We start from the raw sequence: 18,513 nt of genomic DNA on the forward strand, positions 1-18,513 counted from the left end.
GAGGCGGGGCAGCCGCGGGACAGGCGGGCATCAAGCGCCCGCAGCAGCGGAATCTAGAACTCAAGACTCCAGGTCGCCGACAGCATGCCGTTCGGCTTGAGCTGATAACCGTTGACGTTGGCCTCCACCGGCTGCAGCCACTCGACGCTCAGGCCGTTGCCCTTGAACGGGCCGTCCTTGACGAGGAGATTCAAGCCGAAGCCGACATCCCAGTAGCGACCACCGTAGTTTTGCGGAAAGTCCTGGGGACCCGCCGTGAAGAAAGAATCCGTGTAGCCACCGACGATGGCGTACTGGCGGGTGTAGGCGCCGCGCACGTTGGCTGACATCCAGTCGAGTAGCTGATAGCTGGTCCACCCCGTCCACTGCCACTGGTCCCCGAGGCGATAGCCGGCATTGTTGCGGTCGCCGCTGGGGCGCTTGATGCCGCTGAACTGGCTGCCCCACGACCAACCGCCTTCGTAGTGCCCCGTGTAGGTCAGGCTGGGACGGAAATCCCAGGTCCCGCTGCCGAGTTGCATCATGTAGTGGTTGTAGTAGTCACCGCTGACTTTCTGCCCGATGTCGCCGGTGGGCGCGCTGAAGCCTAGCGTAAGGTGCATGTGATGGCCGTCGATGTCGAACAGCTTGCCCATCGCATAGAAACCGGTATCGCCGACACCGCCGGACGCCGTCGGCCGGTCACCCGTGCCGTGACCATGGTGGTGACCGCCACCGGCGCCGGGCGGCGCCCCTTCGAGTTCCCGCATCGACATGCTCATGTTCATGAAGGTCGGCATCAGCATCAGGTTCAGCCAGTCGGTCGGCGCATACATGATGTCGAGCATGTGCATGTGCATGTTCATCTCGCGCGGAGCACTGCCACATTTGTAGATCACGCAACCGTTGTTAACCACTTCAAGGTCGCTGACCGGGTGCGAGCCGTGGATCAGGTTTCCGCTCTGCAGGTTCCACATGTAGCGGTAGCCCACCATGAACTTGTCGGGCTCGTCCAGCATATGGGCGAACATGACGCCAGCGGGAAAGGCGCTGTGCAGGTGATGCCCTTCATGCCCCATATGTCCCGCATGCGGATCCTCCGCCGCGGCCGACAGCGAGGCCGGTGCCGACAGGTCGACCTTCATGGCCAGATTCAGCAAATAGAAGTTGAAATTGGCGAAGGCCTGCTCGCCACCGCCGCCCAGCTTCATGGAGCCGGCATGGCTGTAGTATTCCAGACCCGCCTGCACCGCGACGCCGCGGCTGAACTGCTTGGCAACGGTCACACCGCCGCTGACCGCTCCATAGCCGGACAGCCGATAGTCGCTGGACCAGTTGTTCGGAAAGTCCAGCATGTCGGTGTCGCCCCGGGCGATCTGGCGGAACTCCTGGTAGTCGAGGGTCTGATCCAGCACGAAATAGGGACTGTAGAAATACGCCGCACCCTGTGTGTAATACCGGATGCGCGGTGTGATCATCCATCCGCGGCCAGCAGGCTGCTCCCAGGCCGCTTCAAAGGTATGCGCATTGATGCCCCAGTCGTCCGAGTAAAAGCGGTAATCCGCATGCAGCGAGGCATCGAACCAGTCGATGTAGCGTACATAGCCAAGGCTCAAGTTGACCTGGTCGCGCAAGCGAGGCCGGTTGTCGTACTCAGCCACGGCAACGGATGAGAGCAAACCGGTCGTGGGGTCGGGCGAGTTCAACTGTCTCGCGACAACCGGAGCGAAGAACAGCGATTGCTTGTATGGATTCGACAGATATCCGGTACTGTGAGTAAAGCCCACGTTGGCCGACAGCGTCGAACTCTTGTCCAGGACCTGAACCAGTCGGGCCCCGAGCGCGCCATCCTGCCGGGTGCCCTCGATGGTTGGCTGCTCTGGCGCCTTGCTCCCGACCACCCCATAAGCAAAGCGCTGGGCGCTGATGGAACTGTTCGTGTAGCTGCCGCCGAAGGTCAGGGTAGTCGCCTTCTGGTTGAAGTCGAGACGCCCACCCAGGTTGGCAAACCAGACGTCGAAATCGTTTTCGATCGACACGCCGCCACCGCCACTGACGGCCGCCTCGTCCCAGTCGTAGGAAAGATTGAAATCGCCCTGACGGCGGATCTCGGGCGAGGCATAGGCCATGACTTGTACCGTCTCCGGGGTCACGAACTGTTGCCCGGTGGTCGGATCCAGAAAGACCGCCACGCCCTTGTCCGGGTCGAAGCTGCTCAAAGAATTGGCGACTTCCCAGAAAGCCGACGCGCCGACGATGTTGTCGACCCGCGTCAAGGAGCCTGCCGGCGCAGCTGCGATCGGCGTCGCGCCCGCCCAGGTGTCTTCCTGGTAGTTGAACAGCACGCGCATGCGGTCCATCAGACGCGCCCCGGCGAACGCCTGGATCGTATCGACCTGGATGCTGTTCCCGGTTTCGCGGAAATGGCTGCCGGCCCCGCCACCTTCCTGGTAGTGACCGTACTGAAAACCCGCCTCATCACCCTCGGCGCCCTGTGCGGCCGACGGCACCAGCCCCGGCAGCGCCAGCGCCGCAGCCGTCAGCGCCTGCAGCGACGGCGCAGAGCAAGGCGGCGTTCTTGATTCGGCGCGCGAAATGCTGGGCGACGACGGCCGTACAGATCCGCGCAGGTGGCGCATCGCGGCCCGCAAACGTTTGGACATGGTGGGAGGAATCGCGTTAACCGGCGCCTATCGCAGCGTGCACTGCCGCCACATTCCCTGACTCAGTAGCAACCACAGCCGGCTCCGGCACCGGGACCTGTGGCTTCGCCCCATCCGGCCGCGGACTCGCGACTGCGGTAGGCGTGGACGCGCAGCGAACGCTGCGCGGGATTGGGCTCCAGCGCCATCTGGGGCTTGGCGAGAGTCCCTCGTTCCCAGGGCGCCACCGGCGCGCAGGCCGACAATAGCCAGATCAGGCCGGTCAGCCCCATCGACGATAGGCGCTTGCCCCTCACTTGGACGCGGACACGATCCCGTGATCCATCGACGCGGCAGCCGGCTTTTCGGCCAGCAATTGGCCGAGCAGCTTCTTCATCTCCTCAGCCTCGCCCGGACGAAAGCCGAGATGCACGTAGCGAATGACGCCGTTGCGGTCGATCAGGTAGGTCGACGGCATGGCCTTGACGCCGAAGCGTTCGGCACAACTCTTGTCGCCGTCGACGGCCACCGTGAAATGGCCCGGCCGCTGCGCCAGGAAGCCCTTCGCATCGGCGACGTCCTCATCGACATTGACGCCGATGATCTCGAGGCCACGCCCATGAAATTCATGGGTCAGCGCGTTCATGAACGGGAAGGATTGAGCACAAGGCCCGCACCACGACGCCCAGAAATCGACGTAAAGCACCTTGCCCTTCAGACGCTGCAGATCGATCGCCTGACCGTTCTGGAAAGCGCTCAAGCGGCATTGGGGCGCAGCCTCGCCACGCTCTGCAGCCCAAACCGGCGCATTGACTGCTAGGGCCAGCAGAAGACTGCGCCCCAGACCGAGCTTTTTCCGTGCGGCTTTCATTATTGATTGACCGTGATGTACCAGCCGGTACCCGTGTGACCGTTGGCGCCATCTTCGCAGTGGAACTCGGCAAAGTAATTTTCCGTCCCGGCCGTATTCACCTTGTTGATGATCATCGTGTAGACACCGGCTCCCTGTTTGAGTCGCTTGGCCGCGCTGTAATTTCCATCATCGACACGGTCGACGCTGCGCAGCGTGGTGCCGCCTTTCCGGACGATGATCCGAATGGGAGGCGCCGCGACCGGCGCGCTGTCCAGCACTCGGAAGTACAAGTGATCCGATCCGGCTGCGCAGGTCACCTTGTACACGTCACGCGCCGCTGCGGCTGCGCCCAGAGAACCGCTCTGCGAATGGGCAGACGCGCTGCCGGCGTAGGCTCCGGCCAATGCGATGCCAATGGCGGCGAGAGCGTGCTTTCCGATAGTTACTGTTGCTTTCACTTGTTGACTCCTGGTCACGCCGCCAACTGTCCGAAGGCGGGATTCTGAACATCCGGAGCTTAAGCTCCGACAACCACCGCCGCGGTGACGGGTCCGTTTCCTCGTCACATCGCCCGCGATATCGATTCCCTTCCGCGAGGCCGCACCCTCCTCCGGGCGCGGCCAACGCTCATCCGCCGAAACTGCGCCAATCCGGCCGACATGGCCGTCGCGCCAAACAAAGCCTGTTATTGCGCCGCGGCCCCGGCAGCATGCTCCCGCAAACGCATGGCAGCGAATTCCCGCACGGTTTCATCGGCGTCGCCCAGCGCCTGCTGCAGCAGGGCCGCTCCCTGCGGATCGGTGCCGGCGCCGTCGACTGCCATCAACCGCACCGACACATCGCTGTCATGCAGGGCATCCTGAAGCATCCCGATCGCGCCGGGACCTTCAAGCCGGGACAAGCCATAAAGGGCCTGAGCCCTGGCGCTCGGATCCTCATCCGACAACGCCCGCTCCAGGGTCCGGCGCACGGCCGCATCATCGGCCGCGCCCTGCCCGGCGAGCCGCGACAGCCCTTCCAGCTTTTGAGCCGCGTCCGAGGCGGCAGCCATCTCCAGGGCCTTTTGCGTCGCTTGCGGGCTGGCCGGCGGCGGAGCAGACGGCCCGTTCTTGTCCGATCCGGGTGCGGCCCCTGCTTCCAGGCCATCGTCCTTTACAGGGTCGGCAGCCGCAGACCCGGACGCCGCCCCTGCCGGCCGGCTGACTTTCCCCTTGACCCAGATCTCCTCCGGGACGCGCTTACGGTCCTTCTCCTCCGCATAGCGGTAGATCAGGTTGGCGCGGGTGCCGACCAGACACTCGACCACGGTCTCAACCGTCTCGCCCTTACAAACCACAGCGAGCGTCGCTTCGGGGAGGTCCGAATGCTTCAATCGGACCCCGGTTTCGCGTGCGACCGACTCCAGCACCTCGGCCAGCGAAGCCTGACGGGCATCCACCTGGATAGACCGCGCCCGGCCCTCGACCCTGGTCACGCTCACGCGAACATCGCCGCCGTTCGCGGGAGAAATTCCCACGGCAGGCAATGCCGCCGGCAGGCAGCACAGCACGATCGCCCCGAAATGGCGGACGTGGCTACAGCATCCCCACCGGAACTCCGGCACCGCAGCGGTAATGTATCGGATCGCATTCACGCCGGAGGTCGCATGCACTGCTTATGCCATGCAGCGTCGACGCGCCGTTTGCGCCTGGATAGGAACCCTGGATTTCCGAGCCGAGGAGTCGGTAAGGGCATGCCTTTAAGGTGTTTAGGTTCGAAGCGCAGCACATCACTCCGGCGTTCAGACTGGACGCGCATGCAGATTTCGCAGGATCGGGTCCACACTTTCCCGCCTGTTGGCACCTGAAAGTGAGGCATTTCCCGCAGGAACTGCGGCATATCACGCACCCCACCGAGAAACCCGAGCCTGCGGCCGCCCCAGGTACCTCCGGTTGCGATCGCACCGACCCTGCAGATGCTCGATACCGGCAAGGGTATTGCGATATCCTGACACGTGAATGATCAAGTCGAGCCAGCCACAGCCCCTTTCGCCGCACCTCTCGGGCCAGGGCGATGGCGTCACCATGTATGGGCACAGATGAATCGCCCCTACGACACGGAACTGACAAAAAGTACAAAAGTCTGTCGGGTGGCCACGCCCCGTGATTCAGCCGCTTGCTACAACGCCGCGCGCAGCCAGTCTCAGCCGGCAGCGGCAAGCCCTGACGACACCCCACTCAACGTCTAACCCAGGAACACTCGATGAAAGCACGTATGGCATTGCTCGCGGCACCGCTCCTGTTGGCGGGCTGCACCCAGGAAGCCCAGAATCAGCTTGGGCGCGCGGTACAGAACTGGACGGGAACGAATGGCGTGCTCGAAATCTATGCCGGCGACAAACTGGTCAGACGCTTCCTGAAGATCGACAAAATCAGCACGGCCACCGCGACGGGAGGCTCCCGGGGCCGCCCCTACCGTTTCGGCTATGGCGTCTTCGACACCAACCTGAACGGCCGCGCCGACCCGGGAGAGAAAAAGGTCTACTTCGAAATCAGCGACTACTCCACACCTTACGTGTTCTACGAAGATCCGGGCTAAGCACCCGCCGCCAGCAACCCGGGGCGCGGACATCGACAGACGACACCCCGTGCCCGCCTTCGCGTCACGTTCGCAGCAGTTCCGCGATACGCTGCCGATCGGCCTCTGCGAGCTCCGGAAGATCGATCGACAGCAGGCACAGCTTGCGCCCCATCAGATTCTTTGCGGGATTGGATGCCACGACCTGACCTCGGACCTGGTCGAGCTGCAGGCGTCCGTCACTCCCCGTGATGCGCAGCGAGAGGCGCTCTCCCGCCGTTGGCACCCCCTGCTGCGCGTCCAGCTCCGCAATCAGGCCATGTTCACTCATCGCGCGCAGCCGCCCGCGGAAATCGCGTCCGCGGCACGTTAGCCTGACCCGCCCGCCGACATCCCCGTGCTCAGGCAGCCCTCCCGCCCTGATCAGATGCTTGATCAGGGTTTGGTCATCCCCGGACATCACGAGCGAGGGGCGGCAGTAGATGCCCCAGTACATCAGTCCGATGATCAGGCCGCCGAGGATGTTGCCTAACGTCACGGGCAACAGGTTACCGAACAGCGCCCGATGGACGGTCAGGTCCGGAAAGGCGCCCGCTGCGGTACCCAGTCCGCTCCAGAATTCGGGCGCGGCCCCGTGCTTGATGAACAGTCCGAACGAGAGGTAATACATGTTCGCGACGCTATGCTCGAAGCCGGAGGTCACGAAAGCCGTCACCGGGAACAGGATCACGACCACCTTGTCGATGACGGACCGTCCGGAAAGGCTGAGCCAGATCGCCAGGCAGACCAATACGTTGCAGAAGACGGCGCGGGCCAGCGCCTCGCCGAAGCCCAGGGCCGCCTTCGTCTCGGCGATGTTCAGGGCAGTCAGCCCGACCTGCCCCTTCATCAGGCCGTACTGGCCGGTCTGAAAAATCAGGTAGGCCGTCAGCGTCGCACCCACGAAATTCCCGGCGAACACGATGCCCCAGTTGCGCAGGACGCGCATGACGCCGATCTTCCGGCTCGCCGCCGCCATTACCAGCAGCACGTTGCCCGTGAACATTTCAGCCCCGGCGATGATGACCAGGATCAGGCCGAGACAGAACGATGCACCGCCGATCAGCCGCATCAGCCCGAACGGCAGTTTGACTGCGCCATCGAGTCCATTCCCGGTCATCACGGTGGTGCTGAACACAGCCCCGAACCCGATGAAGGCGCCCGCCAGCACCGCGAGCAACAGCGTCGAACGAATGTCGAGATTCGCCTTGATGACGCCCGCGTTCTCGGCCTGCAGCGCCACATCCTTGGGCATGAGATTGTCGATGGTGTTGTGGGGCATCGGATGCTCCTGGCAGGGTTGCGGCGAGGATGGATCGGATTGCCCGTCTTACGGGCCCGTCGACCGGCGATTGTAGGCGCACGTCAGAGCCGGGGGAACGCGCCGGGATGGCGACGCTCCGAATCCGCGGGCTTAAGCAGACGAGGCGCCGGCTGCGACGCCGGGTTCACCGCAGAGCGGGGGCGAGCGTCGCCGGTGAAGACCCTGGACTCCCGATTAGCGTGGGAATTCGAAGGGGAGGAGGCGGGGATCAGGGGCGGCGCGGGTTGCGAGACTGACCCTCAGGATGGGCGTTGCAACGTCTGACCCACTAGCTGGGGGCAATTCACGGGTGAGACTACTGACCTCGGCAGCATTGCGATTCGCAGCGCCCGGGTCCCGGCGATGAACGGAAGCGCAGACTCCGGGACGTTCGATCAGCCGTGCGACGGCATTGCACGCGTCGATGCAGCTGACGCGACCGGAATCGGCATCGCCAAAGCGCTCGACCGACGCGCGCAGCAGGGCCCGAATCTGCTCGCCGCCCAGGGCAGGGTTCAACTCCAACAACAGCGCAACCAAGCCGGAGACGTGCGCCGCGGCGAACGAACTACCGGTCATGAAGCCATACGCATCATGCGGGACGGTGGTCAGTATCTCCGTACCCGGTGCCGCCAGGGAATTCGTCGCCGGTACGGATGACACGCGCACGGGCGCAGCGGTGCGCACGGCAATCACGCCGGGAATCGAAGCCGGGAACTCGTCGTCCGGACCGGGCGTGTCCGCTTCCGAGGCAACCACGACGATGCCTTCGCTGATCGCCTTCGCGATCAACCGGCCCAGCAACGGATCCGCAGGGCCGTTCAGGCTCATGTTGATGATCCGTGGCTTGGCGTTGATCGCGGTGTTCAGGGCCAGCGCCAGCGTGAAGGTGCTGCACTGAGCATCCGGCTTGCGGGAGCGGCTCTGCCAGCAGGCCTTCATCACGCGAACCTTCGCGTCGGGAGCGATGCCGACGATACCCTGCCCGTTGCCGGCCGCTGCCGCGATGATGCCGGAAACGGCGGTACCGTGGACATCGGACGCGGTCTCCTGCGAATCAGGCACGAAGCTTTCCAGCGAGGTCACGTGACCTCGCAGTTCGGGATGCCCGTCGTCCGCCCCCGTATCGATCACGATGATGTCCACGTCCCGCCCGGTAGCGAAACGGTGGGCGGATTCCACACGCATCGATTGCAGCCCGGCCTGCATCCGGGCCAACGGGTCGCCGGCCCCCGGCTGCGGCACACTCCTCGCCGACATCACGTGGAAACTGCGCATGGTCTGGGCGGATTCGACGCGCCGATCCGCGCCGAGCTTGCGGAGGATCAGGTCGACCGACTGGGGCGTGGGCACCTCATAAACGACACAATGGACACCCAGCGCGGTAATCGGCCACTGCCCTTTCTGCAGCAGCCCATAGTCTTCCGCCAGTTCTGCGGCATACCGCTCGCTCCACGTCGAATTCCCGTAATGGCCCCGCTGGCGGTAGGCGCTGACCGCATCCCCCATCGCCACACGACCCTCTCGCTCGTCAGCGAAAGTCACCAGGATTTCGCGCGATGAGTTGGCAGCCGCCTCGTGTCGCGGCACGGAAGCAGGGTCTGATTTGCCGGCGGCACTGGCCGGCACAACGCTTGCCGCGATCGCCCCGAAAGACAGGGCCACGCACAGCAGACGGATCAGGATCGGCACGCCAGCCACCTCAGCGGTGTGGATCGGAAACCGGGATTGCCGGTGCCGCGAAGGCAACATCCGCTCGCGCTCGCAGACGATCCAGTCGTTCGGCCACGAAATCCGGCGACGGATCCTGCACGTCGAATCGAATCGTGTAGACGCCGGGACCGGCGGGCCCATCCACGACGCGGCCCTGCAGCGACTCCACGATCGACTGGATCGCCTCGGCCGTCAGTGGTTGTGCGAACACGACGCGGATATCGTTTGCCTCGAATCTGGCGTAACTGCCCGGATTCGCCGCCGTGTGAAAGATGTTCGGCCCGCCCGAAGAACCGAGCTCGGGTGCCAGCGGCAGTATCGCCAGGGCGAGCAGGGCCGCGGCGCCCGCCCACACCAGCGGGCGCTGTCCCGGCAGGACAAACCAGTTCAGCAGAACGCTCAGACTCCAGCGGGGGTCGTTCCCGCCCGCCGCGGAAGTTTGTGGAGTCGCGTTCGATTCCTCGCGAATGCGCGCCATGAACTTGCCGAGCGCGAGATCGGTATTGATCTCCGACACCGGCGGCATCGCCTTGAGGTGCGCGCGCAACTCTCGCTGCGCTGCGACTTCGTCACGGCAGCGGCTGCAGCCCCGCAAGTGGGCCCGCACCCGGGCTGACTCCATTGCGTCCAGCGTGCCATTGACATACCAGGGCAACAGCAGACCCATCTCGTCGTGGCTATCCAGTTCTTGCATTTCAGGCATTTTCATGACGTCCCCCCGAATCGTGCAGCCGCTTCCCCATTGGCATCGGGCATCAGTGCCCGGATCTTCTTTCTGGCGTGGAACACCCGGGTCTTCACGGTATTTTCCGGGCAACCGAGTATCTCGGCAATCTCGCCGTACTTCAGGTCGTGATGGTAGGTCAGTTCCAGCACCGCCCGCTGCTCCAGCGGCAGTTGACCAAACAGATGCTCGACCCAGTCTTCCAGTTCGAATGCGTCCAGGCCACGGTCGGCGGTTCCCGGTATCAGGTCCTCGGCCTCGTCCAGCGGCATGTGTGCATCCGCGGGAAGATTACCGCGCGCTTTCAGGCAGATGCGGTAGGCGATCCCGAAGATCCATGTGGAGACCTGTCCCTGCCCGTTGAAAGTGGACGCCTTCCGCCAGACCACGTACATGACATCATTGACGACTTCCTCGATCAGTTCGGGACTCGACAGCATCCGTTCGGCGAATCGGGCCACACGAGGAAAGTAACGCCGGTACAGCGTCTCCATCGCGTCACTGTCCGAATGGCCAATACGTGCCAACAACGCGACATCGTCCGGCGAACGCGTGTCGCTCGCGCTCGCCTTGACCTGTTGATTCGGACGTGCGTGCAACATTCCCGGCAACTCGTCAATTTCGACCAATAATCCAGCAGCCATGCAGCCCCTCTACCCCAAGCGCGGTGTTCATGATGGGTAGATGCCGGTTTCCGTCAAAAAGGTTCATGGCCCCATGCACCTCGGATCACTTGTACGCGACGAGGCCGTTCTTCCCGCGCTGTAGGGGCAATTCATGTGTGCCCCTACGCAGAAGGCCAAACGCTTCAACCTCGGTTCCAGCGAACAGGCTCCGTGATCGGCTTTCCGACTGGCCGTTCGGGCCGGGCAAACACCCGCGGACGACTCCATCCGGCGCCGAGCGCATCGGATCAAGCCAGCCCCCCGAGCGAGAAATCAGGTATTCCCGCACCAGAGGCTAAGCAGTCGCCAGGAAAAAAACTGACGCACCTTTGAACCAATCGGCCGGAAGCCTGGATTAACCGACTGACACCGATGCTCGACCGCAAGAATCGCAGTCGCGTCGGTCCAACACAATAAACCGTTTCCTTGGAGCCCACAGCATGAATAAACTGAGTCGTACCCTCGCCCTGCTGTCGACCGCAGCCGCGTTCACCTTCGCCACCTGCGACGCCAGCGCCGCGGTCATCAAGATCTCGTGCGAAAAGCGCGGAAACCGCTCATCGGTTTCGGTCAACGGCGCCAACCTCGCCAGCGGCGAATACAAGGCCCGGATCATCTCGGGTACCAACCGCAAGACGTCAGGCTTGCAACCGACGATCGGCGATGAGGTGGCATTCGATTTCGACAGCGGAACCGAAGCCGGAGCCATCAGGATCCCCGGCAACTTCATCGTGAATGGCCAGGTCATCGGCAAGATTCTGGACGCCCAGGGCCGCACGGTGATCTCCGACACCGAGCAGTGCCGCGTTCGCTGATTGCTGCAGGGGAGCATGGGGCGACTGCCCCGCGCTCCCCGCCGAGGGGGGAGGCTGCAGATGACAAGCCGGAGTCCTACAGGGCCCCGGCTTGCCCTCGCAGAGTGAAGCGATCGGAACGCCCGAGCCGCGCCGGACTCAGAAACTGAACCAGCCAGAGCCGAAGGCCGACGCGAAAACCAGGCTGACGATGCTCATCAGCTTGATCAGGATATTCAGCGAAGGGCCGCTGGTATCCTTGAATGGATCGCCAACCGTGTCGCCGACCACCGCCGCCTTGTGCGCATCGGACCCCTTGCCACCGTATTGACCCGCCTCGATCCACTTCTTGGCGTTATCCCAGGCCCCGCCGCTATTGGCCATCATCACGGCCAGCAAAAACCCCGAACTGGTGACCCCGATCAACAGCCCGGCGAGCGCCTCCTTGCCCAGAATGAAGCCGACCACGAGCGGCACGACCACCGCCAGCGCACCCGGTATGATCATTTCGCGCAGGGCCGTCTCGGTGCAGATCCCCACACAGGAACGGTAGTCCGGACTGGCCTCGCCGTCCATCAGGCCCGGGATTTCCCGGAACTGCCGGCGGACTTCGATGACGATCTGGTAGGCCGCCTTGCCCACGGCCATCATCGTCAGCGCCGAGAAGAGGTAGGGCAGCATCGCCCCGATCAGGATGCCGGGCAGAACCGTCGGCCCGAGCAGGCTGAGATTATCGATCTTCGCGGCAGTCACATAGGCCGCCATCAACGCCAGCGCGGTCAACACCGCGGAACCGATGGCGAAGCCCTTGCCGGTAGCCGCCGTGGTGTTGCCCAGACTGTCCAGCGCATCGGTCCGACACCGGATCTCGGCCGGCAGGTGGCTCATCTCGGCGATACCGCCGGCGTTGTCGGCGACCGGCCCGTACGCATCCGTGGCCAGCGTCACGCCCAGCGTGCTCAACATTCCGACACCGGACAGTGCGACGGTGTAGAGTCCGGCCGCCATCGAACCATCGGCCTTGATGCCGAGCCAGATGCTGAGCAGGATGGCGATGGCGACGATCAGCACCGGCGCGACCGTACTCATCATGCCGACGGCCAGCCCATGGATGATGGTCGTCGCCGCGCCGGTCTGGGTCGCATGCGCGATGCCCTGCGTCGGCTTCTCCGTGTACGAGGTGTAATACTCGGTGGCATAAGCAATTGCGTTGCCGGCGACGAGACCCACCAGGATCACCAGCCAGTAATTGAAGCTGACGCCCGACCCCAGCACGACGACCAGGGACAACGCCAGCACGACTGCCGAAGCGCCCCACACCGAACGGCGCAAGGCCTTCAGCAGATCCTCCAGCGTCGCGTTCTCGTCGATCCGCGCGACATGGCGGCGAAACGCGGTGTGGAACCGTTGCTGCAAACCGCCGATGACGCCGCCTTTGGGAGCTTCCATCGATGCGGATCCGTCGCCGAGGACCATATAGATGCCGAACAGCGCCGACAGCACACCGACTGCGGCGACCAGGAACGGCAGACCGATGAAGGCCGGCGACGCAGCGCCGCCGAATGTCGCGCCCAGGGTGGCTGCCGCGATGATCGAGCCGCTGTAGCTCTCGAACAGGTCGGCGCCCATACCGGCGACGTCGCCGACGTTGTCGCCGACATTGTCGGCAATCGAGGCCGGGTTGCGCGGATCGTCCTCCGGGATGCCTTTCTCGACCTTGCCCACCAGATCGGCGCCCACATCGGCGGCCTTGGTGTAGATGCCACCGCCGACCCGGGCGAACAGCGCGATACTGCTGGCGCCGAAGCCGAAGCCGGTGATGTAGGTCAGGTAGCCCGGATCGCCCCGGAACAGCAGATAGAGGCAACCGAGCCCGAGCAGCGAGAAACTGACCACGGACATACCCATGATGGCGCCGCTGCCGAAGGCGACGCGCAGTCCGTCATGCAGGCCATGGCTGCAGGCATCGGCGGTCCTGACATTGGCCCGCACGGCCACATACATGCCGAGGTAACCCGCACCGGCGGAGGCGATCGATCCGGCAACGAAGGCAAGCGCCGTCTGCCAACTCAGAAACGAGGCGATGACGGTCGCAACGACGGCGACGAAAATCGCCAGCACCCGATACTCCCGGCCCAGGAAGGCAGACGCCCCTTCCTGAATCGCACCGGCGATCTGCTGCATGCGTTCGTTGCCCTGACCGTGTCCGAGCACCTGACGGAATTGCCACACCACGTAGCCGACACCGGCCAGCCCGGTCAGCAGTGCGATCACGACGGAAAAAGTGGTTTGCGCAGAAATGGCTAGTTCCTCCTTATTAACGGGTTGATCGGTTCGGGCGCCGCCCTCACCCGGTCATGCAGCCAGCGGCGGGCTCTTGGCCGCCGCGGCCTCGGTCCCGGCCGCACGGTCTAGAGATTGGCGAGACGCCACCAACGTGCGTGGTCCCGACGGAGCACTTCGGGTCTTGGCATCGGGTAGTAGCTGAGCCTGGGCCCGTTGCCGACGAAAAATCCGGTCTTGACCATCCGGTACGGAAATTCCGCGGAATGGGCCCGCGCGACGAGCTTCGTGTCCTTGACCCCGGGCTCCAGCACCATCAGCGCTTCGCGCAAGGGGTGCATATAGTCGTAAGGCAGATCGCCCATCGCACCATACTCGGGATCCTCGGCCAGCGCGCCCAGGCCGAGTTCGACGAAGGCCAGGGCCGGATAGCGGATGAATTTCGTGGGTTCGTTGGCGACGGCGTGGTAGTAGCGAACCGGGTCCAGCGTACTGACGAGCAGCGCACCCGCCGGCGCAAGATCCTGGTACAGATGGCGCGTCGCTTCCGGCTCCGGGACAGGCTCCTGCGCTTCCAGGGCCAGTGTCTGACCGTAGCTGGTGCTCAGATGCAGCTTGCCCAAAGCCTCGACGGGGAGGTGTTCGAGCACGCGATAAACCGAGATGTAGACCGAGTTCTTGGGTTTTCCGTCCGGATGGGCCACACAGCGGGCAATCCCAGCCTCGATCGGGAAATAAGGATGCCGGAACTCCGAGTCGACCTCGAAGAAAACCGCCTGCCCCTTCGTCTTGCACTGATGGCCGGTCGCGTAGTACTGGCCGAATTCCTCGGGCGGCAGCATGGAAGCGATCAGTGCTTCCGGAATCAATGACAGGTACAGGTAAACGGCCATGGGTGATCACTCGTTCCATTCGGTGACAAGAAATTCGCGCCCGGCAGCGGTGGGTCGATCTGCCGCAAACCCGGGCGCAGTGCGGCGAGCGCGGTAGCCATCGGGTAGAGCGCCGGGCTTTGCCTTGCTCCATCACCGCGTCCGACCCCGGCAGATCATACCGCATGGCGCATACCGACACGACAGGCCGCCGGCCTCGCGGCGGCGAGACCTCATCGCGCCGAGCGCAGCCTTAGGGGCGAGTGGGAATCGCGAGACAGCGCGGCATTTGTCGCGCGGATGGCAGGCCCGTGGGTTAGACTTTGCGCCCGCCTTTCACCAATCTCGGAGACCGCAAATGGACAAAAAGGCACTAGGGATCATCGCAGCAGGCATGTTGGCCGGATGTTCGGGTCCGTCGCCGGAAAACGCCGACACACAACAGCGCATTGCGCTGTGCGAAAGCGTGATGAAGAAATACATCGTCGAGGCGAATACCTACGAACGCGATCGCAAGCGCCTGATCGGCAGCTGCCACATCTCTCAGAAGGAGAGGAGCATCGCGCAATGGCAGTGCGTTCTGGATGCAATGGACCGGGGAACGAAATACGCCGAGGCCTCCGAACAGTGCGGCACCGAGGCCGGAGGCAAGAAATGAAGCGGGCATCGCACCACGCGGCCGGCGGTTCCCTTGCCAGCCGGGCCAGCCTGTGATGACGAACGGGCGTAGCCTCAACGTCGAACTGAACGACGGCTCGCAGATCACGGCGACCGTTTTCCTGCCGGATGCCGGCAAGGGACCGGGCCTCCTGGTATGCCCCGGACGCGCCGACGACCAACGCGGGACATACGACACCGCTCGGCTCTTCGCCGAGGAAGGCTACGTGGTGATGCTCGCGTCGCCGGCCGCCGTCGACTCGGCTGCGACGACGCCCGATGCGCTACACGCGCTGACGGACGAACTCCGTGCGCTGCCCGAGACGATCGGACGAATCGGCGTCCTCGGCTTCGGCGAGGGCGGACTGCCGGCACTGCGCGCAGCAGCCCGTTGCTGGGTGGATTGTGCCGTGGCTTATACCCCGGAACTGTTGGCGCTGGCACCGACCGACATTGCCGGCCTGCGCGTCCCGGTCGTCGTGCACACCGCCGGCAACCCGGGTCATCCGCCGGAACCGCTGCGGTCTGCGCTGGACGGCAGCCCACACCTGACACGCTACGTTTATCCGGACGTCGGAGCGGGTTTCTTCCGGAAGGGGCACGCCGGCTATGACCCTGCCTCGGCCCTGATCGCTCACCAGCGCAGCGTCGTGTTGCTGCGTCGCCAGATGGGACCGCATCATGACTTCTCAGCCCTGTGGGATCAGCACTGCGCCTGCGAATTCGCGACCCGCGACGTCGACGCGACCATGGCCACGATGGTTGCGAGCCCCTATGTCAATCACATCCCGACCATGACCGGCGGCGTCGGTCAGGAGCAGTTGAAGCGCTTCTACAAATATCACTTCATCCCGAAGACACCGGCCGACACGCGTCTGGTCCCGATCTCTCGAACGGTTGGCGAAACGAGCTTGGTCGACGAACTGCTGTTTTGCTTCACGCACGATATCGAGATGGACTGGATGCTGCCGGGCATCCCGCCGACAGGCCGTTACGTGGAAATCCCGCTGGTCGCGATCGTCCGGTTTCGTGGCGACAAGCTCTATAACGAGCACATCTATTGGGATCAGGCCAGCGTGCTGGTGCAGATCGGCCTGCTCGATCCGACGGGCTTGCCGGTCGCCGGTGCCGAAACGGCCCGGAAGCTGACGGACGAGACCTTGCCGTCGAACGGCTTGATGCGGGCGTGGCGGAAGTCGGAGGATTGGCCACTGTAGGGCCCGGTGGCTCGTGGCAGGAAAAGGCAGAGGCTGCGGGATCGGACTGGCGCTTGCGCCCTGTCGATCCGGCAGCCCCTAGCGTGCGGTGATCAATCGTTCAATCATTGCGTGTTGCAGATCAGGTTTTCCGGGCAGGTATCGTTGATGACGGCACCGTTCGCGTTGATCACGTCGACCGTGTCGAAGAAGTCATACGGGCTGGTATCGTTCTTGAAGTACCACCAGAACAGATGCGTCGCGTTGATGCCCTGCGGGTCGTTGACCGCGAAGTGGAACACGTCGTTCAGGGTCAGCAGGCCTTCGCCGATCGGGTTCTCTTTCCAGATCAGATGCGTCGGCTGCGCCGCCATCAGCGAGTAGGTCCGGCCGGCGTACTGCGGAAAGAACGGGTAGGCCTCGTTGGTGTACAGCGTGGTCGGCACCGTGTCCGGCCCGCCGAAGCCAACGCCGCTGCGATACAGATGGTCGATCAACTCGGCCGTGTAGGGCGCGGTCCGCCAGTTGATCCACATATTCGTCAGCGAGGTCGGATAGGCCAGCGGCAGGGCGCTCCCCAACCGCTTCAGCTGATCGACGTAGTCGCGCGCGTTCGGAGCGACCACGGCGCTTTCCTCGGTCGTCACGCCCTCGAACATCGGATCCGAGTCGAAAGCCTTGCCCAGCGCCTGATGGGCCGCGATGATCCGGTCCATGACCGCCGGCACCCAGCGCTTGGTTTCGCAACCGGCAGGCTCGCCTTCAGCGTTCAAACCAACCTGTTGACCGCCCTCATAGATGGGATCGTCAAGCATGTAGGCCGGCACGCATTGCGGAGTCAGGTCGTCAAACCACATATCCTGAAACAGGACCACCATGCGTTTTCCCTTCGCCTTGACCACGTCGAACTGGGCTTTCAGCGCAGAGAAGTCATAAACACCTTTCGAGGTCTCGATCTTGCTCCAGACGACCGGAACCATGACACCCTCGATAACCGGCGGGATATTCGGCATGATTCTTTTGACGGCCGCCAAATCAATCTTATTCGGTAACTGTGCATAGTGACCGGGATGCCATTTTTTTGGCCCGACCTTTTCCGCCAGCGGACTGATACCACTCCCAGCCAGGCTGACCGCGGTATTGGTCAGCGATGTCCGCACTGTGACATCTGCGGACAGCGCCCCAACGGATAAGGGATTGAACACCACATTGGCATAGCAGCTTTGCCCTACAGCCAGTGATGTTCCACAGGTATTGGTGATCATGCGATAGTTTTCACTCACTACCTTAAACGTCCATATGCTTTCAGTTTTTGTTCCGACATTCTTCAGAGTCAACCTCTTCGCCGCACTGGTCGTAAAGACCTGTTGGTCCAAATAATTCAGCTTCGTCACAGATAAAGAGACGGCCGATGCCATGGGCGCGACAGCAATCAGCATTGATGCTATCGCGGTCATAGTCATGGTTTTCATTTTATTCACCATAGAGCCTGGATGTATCAATCGGAAACGCTTTTCTGCTCTTTCTTTGCGGGCTATATTCAACCCGCACTCGAAGTGAACCGAGCATGACCAAACTCTAGTAATGACTTTTATCCAACCAAGTGAATAAATGGTGACCAGGGTCACAGTTCAGCGGAGACATCGCGATGACCCGGGTAATTGATTCAGATCTGTTTTACCGCCCGAGCGATCGCATGAAGACCCAAAGGGGCTTGCTGAAGCGCAATTTGACGGCAGGGATTACCGGGGAACTGCGTCCGCGGTTGGGGGCATTGCGCGCGCTCAGCGCACGCCACTGGAAAGGCATCGCGTAGCGTGCGCTGCGCGCACGAAAGCACTCGCACAACATAGGTGCAATTCATGAATTGCCCCTAGGAAATAACCCGAGTTATTAACTGAAATAGTGCGGCTTTGGAGGAAGCAGGAACCAGCCGCCGAACGCGGAGGCTCAGCCGGCGGGTGATCGCGTAAGATCAGAGCGCATGCTCAGTGGACGCATGGCGAGGGGGCGAGTGATGCACCCAAGGCCGGTGCGCGCGGGTCGGCAGGGGAAACCGGCCGATGGTGACAAGGACGACAAACACGGCACCCGCCAGCTCGCGTGTGGCGAGCTGGCGGAAGGGCGGAGACGGAAGGGCGGCCAGCCGGTAACCATTCACCCCCGTGGCTTGACGGCCGGAGCAGGCCGGGTGGGAGAGAGCGTCTGCGCGAAGGACCCCGCAGTCGAGCCAGGGA

Annotated in this window: 17 protein-coding genes; 5 read left to right on the top strand and 12 right to left on the bottom strand. The window is 63.3% G+C overall.

The features are described from left to right. Positions 1–53: 53 nt before the first annotated feature. The 5 genes from BWR02_RS05600 to BWR02_RS05620 form a co-directional block, all read right to left on the bottom strand. Positions 54–2,642, bottom strand: coding sequence for a DUF3570 domain-containing protein (locus tag BWR02_RS05600; protein WP_236101955.1), 2,589 nt, complete (start codon positions 2,640–2,642; stop codon positions 54–56). Between the two features lie 62 nt (positions 2,643–2,704). Then, complete coding sequence (locus BWR02_RS05605) at positions 2,705–2,938, bottom strand: DUF4266 domain-containing protein (protein ID WP_236101957.1); 234 nt, start codon at positions 2,936–2,938, stop codon at positions 2,705–2,707. Then, positions 2,935–3,492, bottom strand: a complete 558-nt coding sequence (locus BWR02_RS05610; protein ID WP_139556772.1) for a TlpA family protein disulfide reductase — start codon at positions 3,490–3,492, stop codon at positions 2,935–2,937. Before BWR02_RS05610 ends, BWR02_RS05605 begins: the two co-directional genes overlap by 4 nt. Further along, positions 3,492–3,932 carry a hypothetical protein gene (locus tag BWR02_RS05615; RefSeq protein WP_139556773.1) on the bottom strand — a complete coding sequence of 147 codons (441 nt, stop codon included), beginning with the start codon at positions 3,930–3,932 and terminating at the stop codon, positions 3,492–3,494. Before BWR02_RS05615 ends, BWR02_RS05610 begins: the two co-directional genes overlap by 1 nt. Positions 3,933–4,159: 227 nt before the next feature. Beyond that, positions 4,160–5,107: a HEAT repeat domain-containing protein gene (locus tag BWR02_RS05620; RefSeq protein WP_139556774.1), complete on the bottom strand. Its 948-nt coding sequence runs from the start codon at positions 5,105–5,107 to the stop codon at positions 4,160–4,162. 608 nt (positions 5,108–5,715) lie between these two features. On the opposite strand from BWR02_RS05620, the gene BWR02_RS05625 reads away from it, so the two are divergent. Further along, the gene (locus BWR02_RS05625) at positions 5,716–6,051 is read left to right on the top strand and encodes a hypothetical protein (protein WP_139556775.1); all 336 of its coding nucleotides are present in this window, start codon (positions 5,716–5,718) and stop codon (positions 6,049–6,051) included. 64 nt (positions 6,052–6,115) lie between these two features. Here BWR02_RS05625 and BWR02_RS05630 read toward each other — a convergent pair whose 3' ends face one another. The 4 genes from BWR02_RS05630 to BWR02_RS05645 form a co-directional block, all read right to left on the bottom strand. After that, positions 6,116–7,351 (bottom strand): formate/nitrite family transporter, encoded by a 1,236-nt coding sequence (locus tag BWR02_RS05630; RefSeq protein WP_139556776.1) that lies wholly within the window; start codon positions 7,349–7,351, stop codon positions 6,116–6,118. Between the two features lie 216 nt (positions 7,352–7,567). Continuing rightward, complete coding sequence (locus BWR02_RS05635; protein WP_162560036.1) at positions 7,568–9,064, bottom strand: S8 family serine peptidase; 1,497 nt, start codon at positions 9,062–9,064, stop codon at positions 7,568–7,570. 10 nt (positions 9,065–9,074) lie between these two features. Beyond that, positions 9,075–9,794: a zf-HC2 domain-containing protein gene (locus BWR02_RS05640; RefSeq protein ID WP_139556778.1), complete on the bottom strand. Its 720-nt coding sequence runs from the start codon at positions 9,792–9,794 to the stop codon at positions 9,075–9,077. After that, a complete protein-coding gene (locus BWR02_RS05645) occupies positions 9,791–10,453 on the bottom strand; it encodes an RNA polymerase sigma factor (protein WP_236101959.1) in 663 nt (220 codons plus the stop codon). The genes BWR02_RS05640 and BWR02_RS05645 overlap by 4 nt, the downstream gene beginning before the upstream one ends. A gap of 461 nt (positions 10,454–10,914) precedes the next feature. Between BWR02_RS05645 and BWR02_RS05650 the strand changes: the two genes are divergently transcribed. Then, complete coding sequence (locus BWR02_RS05650) at positions 10,915–11,289, top strand: hypothetical protein (RefSeq protein ID WP_139556779.1); 375 nt, start codon at positions 10,915–10,917, stop codon at positions 11,287–11,289. A 138-nt stretch (positions 11,290–11,427) separates the two neighbouring features. Here BWR02_RS05650 and BWR02_RS05655 read toward each other — a convergent pair whose 3' ends face one another. Then, entirely contained in the window at positions 11,428–13,542 is a 2,115-nt protein-coding gene (locus BWR02_RS05655) for a sodium-translocating pyrophosphatase (protein WP_236101961.1), read from the bottom strand. 137 nt (positions 13,543–13,679) lie between these two features. After that, positions 13,680–14,444, bottom strand: a complete 765-nt coding sequence (locus BWR02_RS05660; RefSeq protein WP_139556780.1) for a hypothetical protein — start codon at positions 14,442–14,444, stop codon at positions 13,680–13,682. Between the two features lie 337 nt (positions 14,445–14,781). Between BWR02_RS05660 and BWR02_RS05665 the strand changes: the two genes are divergently transcribed. Beyond that, positions 14,782–15,081 carry a hypothetical protein gene (locus BWR02_RS05665; RefSeq protein WP_139556781.1) on the top strand — a complete coding sequence of 100 codons (300 nt, stop codon included), beginning with the start codon at positions 14,782–14,784 and terminating at the stop codon, positions 15,079–15,081. A 55-nt stretch (positions 15,082–15,136) separates the two neighbouring features. Beyond that, complete coding sequence (locus tag BWR02_RS05670; protein WP_139556782.1) at positions 15,137–16,297, top strand: dienelactone hydrolase family protein; 1,161 nt, start codon at positions 15,137–15,139, stop codon at positions 16,295–16,297. A 104-nt stretch (positions 16,298–16,401) separates the two neighbouring features. Here BWR02_RS05670 and BWR02_RS05675 read toward each other — a convergent pair whose 3' ends face one another. Beyond that, a complete protein-coding gene (locus tag BWR02_RS05675) occupies positions 16,402–17,760 on the bottom strand; it encodes a hypothetical protein (protein WP_139556783.1) in 1,359 nt (452 codons plus the stop codon). A gap of 164 nt (positions 17,761–17,924) precedes the next feature. Between BWR02_RS05675 and BWR02_RS20810 the strand changes: the two genes are divergently transcribed. Beyond that, positions 17,925–18,092: a hypothetical protein gene (locus tag BWR02_RS20810; RefSeq protein WP_162560037.1), complete on the top strand. Its 168-nt coding sequence runs from the start codon at positions 17,925–17,927 to the stop codon at positions 18,090–18,092. Positions 18,093–18,513: the final 421 nt, after the last annotated feature.

Source organism: Methylotetracoccus oryzae, from assembly GCF_006175985.1.
Lineage (GTDB): Bacteria > Pseudomonadota > Gammaproteobacteria > Methylococcales > Methylococcaceae > Methylotetracoccus > Methylotetracoccus oryzae.

Coding starts and splice junctions, on each gene's coding strand:
- BWR02_RS05625 (WP_139556775.1), top strand. CDS start 5,716: ATGAAAGCACGTATGGCATTGCTCGCGGCACCGCTCCTGTTGGCGGGC.
- BWR02_RS05630 (WP_139556776.1), bottom strand. CDS start 7,351: ATGCCCCACAACACCATCGACAATCTCATGCCCAAGGATGTGGCGCTG.
- BWR02_RS05600 (WP_236101955.1), bottom strand. CDS start 2,642: ATGTCCAAACGTTTGCGGGCCGCGATGCGCCACCTGCGCGGATCTGTA.
- BWR02_RS05675 (WP_139556783.1), bottom strand. CDS start 17,760: ATGGTGAATAAAATGAAAACCATGACTATGACCGCGATAGCATCAATG.
- BWR02_RS05645 (WP_236101959.1), bottom strand. CDS start 10,453: ATGGCTGCTGGATTATTGGTCGAAATTGACGAGTTGCCGGGAATGTTG.
- BWR02_RS05640 (WP_139556778.1), bottom strand. CDS start 9,794: ATGAAAATGCCTGAAATGCAAGAACTGGATAGCCACGACGAGATGGGT.
- BWR02_RS05670 (WP_139556782.1), top strand. CDS start 15,137: ATGACGAACGGGCGTAGCCTCAACGTCGAACTGAACGACGGCTCGCAG.
- BWR02_RS05650 (WP_139556779.1), top strand. CDS start 10,915: ATGAATAAACTGAGTCGTACCCTCGCCCTGCTGTCGACCGCAGCCGCG.
- BWR02_RS20810 (WP_162560037.1), top strand. CDS start 17,925: ATGACCCGGGTAATTGATTCAGATCTGTTTTACCGCCCGAGCGATCGC.
- BWR02_RS05610 (WP_139556772.1), bottom strand. CDS start 3,492: ATGAAAGCCGCACGGAAAAAGCTCGGTCTGGGGCGCAGTCTTCTGCTG.
- BWR02_RS05665 (WP_139556781.1), top strand. CDS start 14,782: ATGGACAAAAAGGCACTAGGGATCATCGCAGCAGGCATGTTGGCCGGA.
- BWR02_RS05660 (WP_139556780.1), bottom strand. CDS start 14,444: ATGGCCGTTTACCTGTACCTGTCATTGATTCCGGAAGCACTGATCGCT.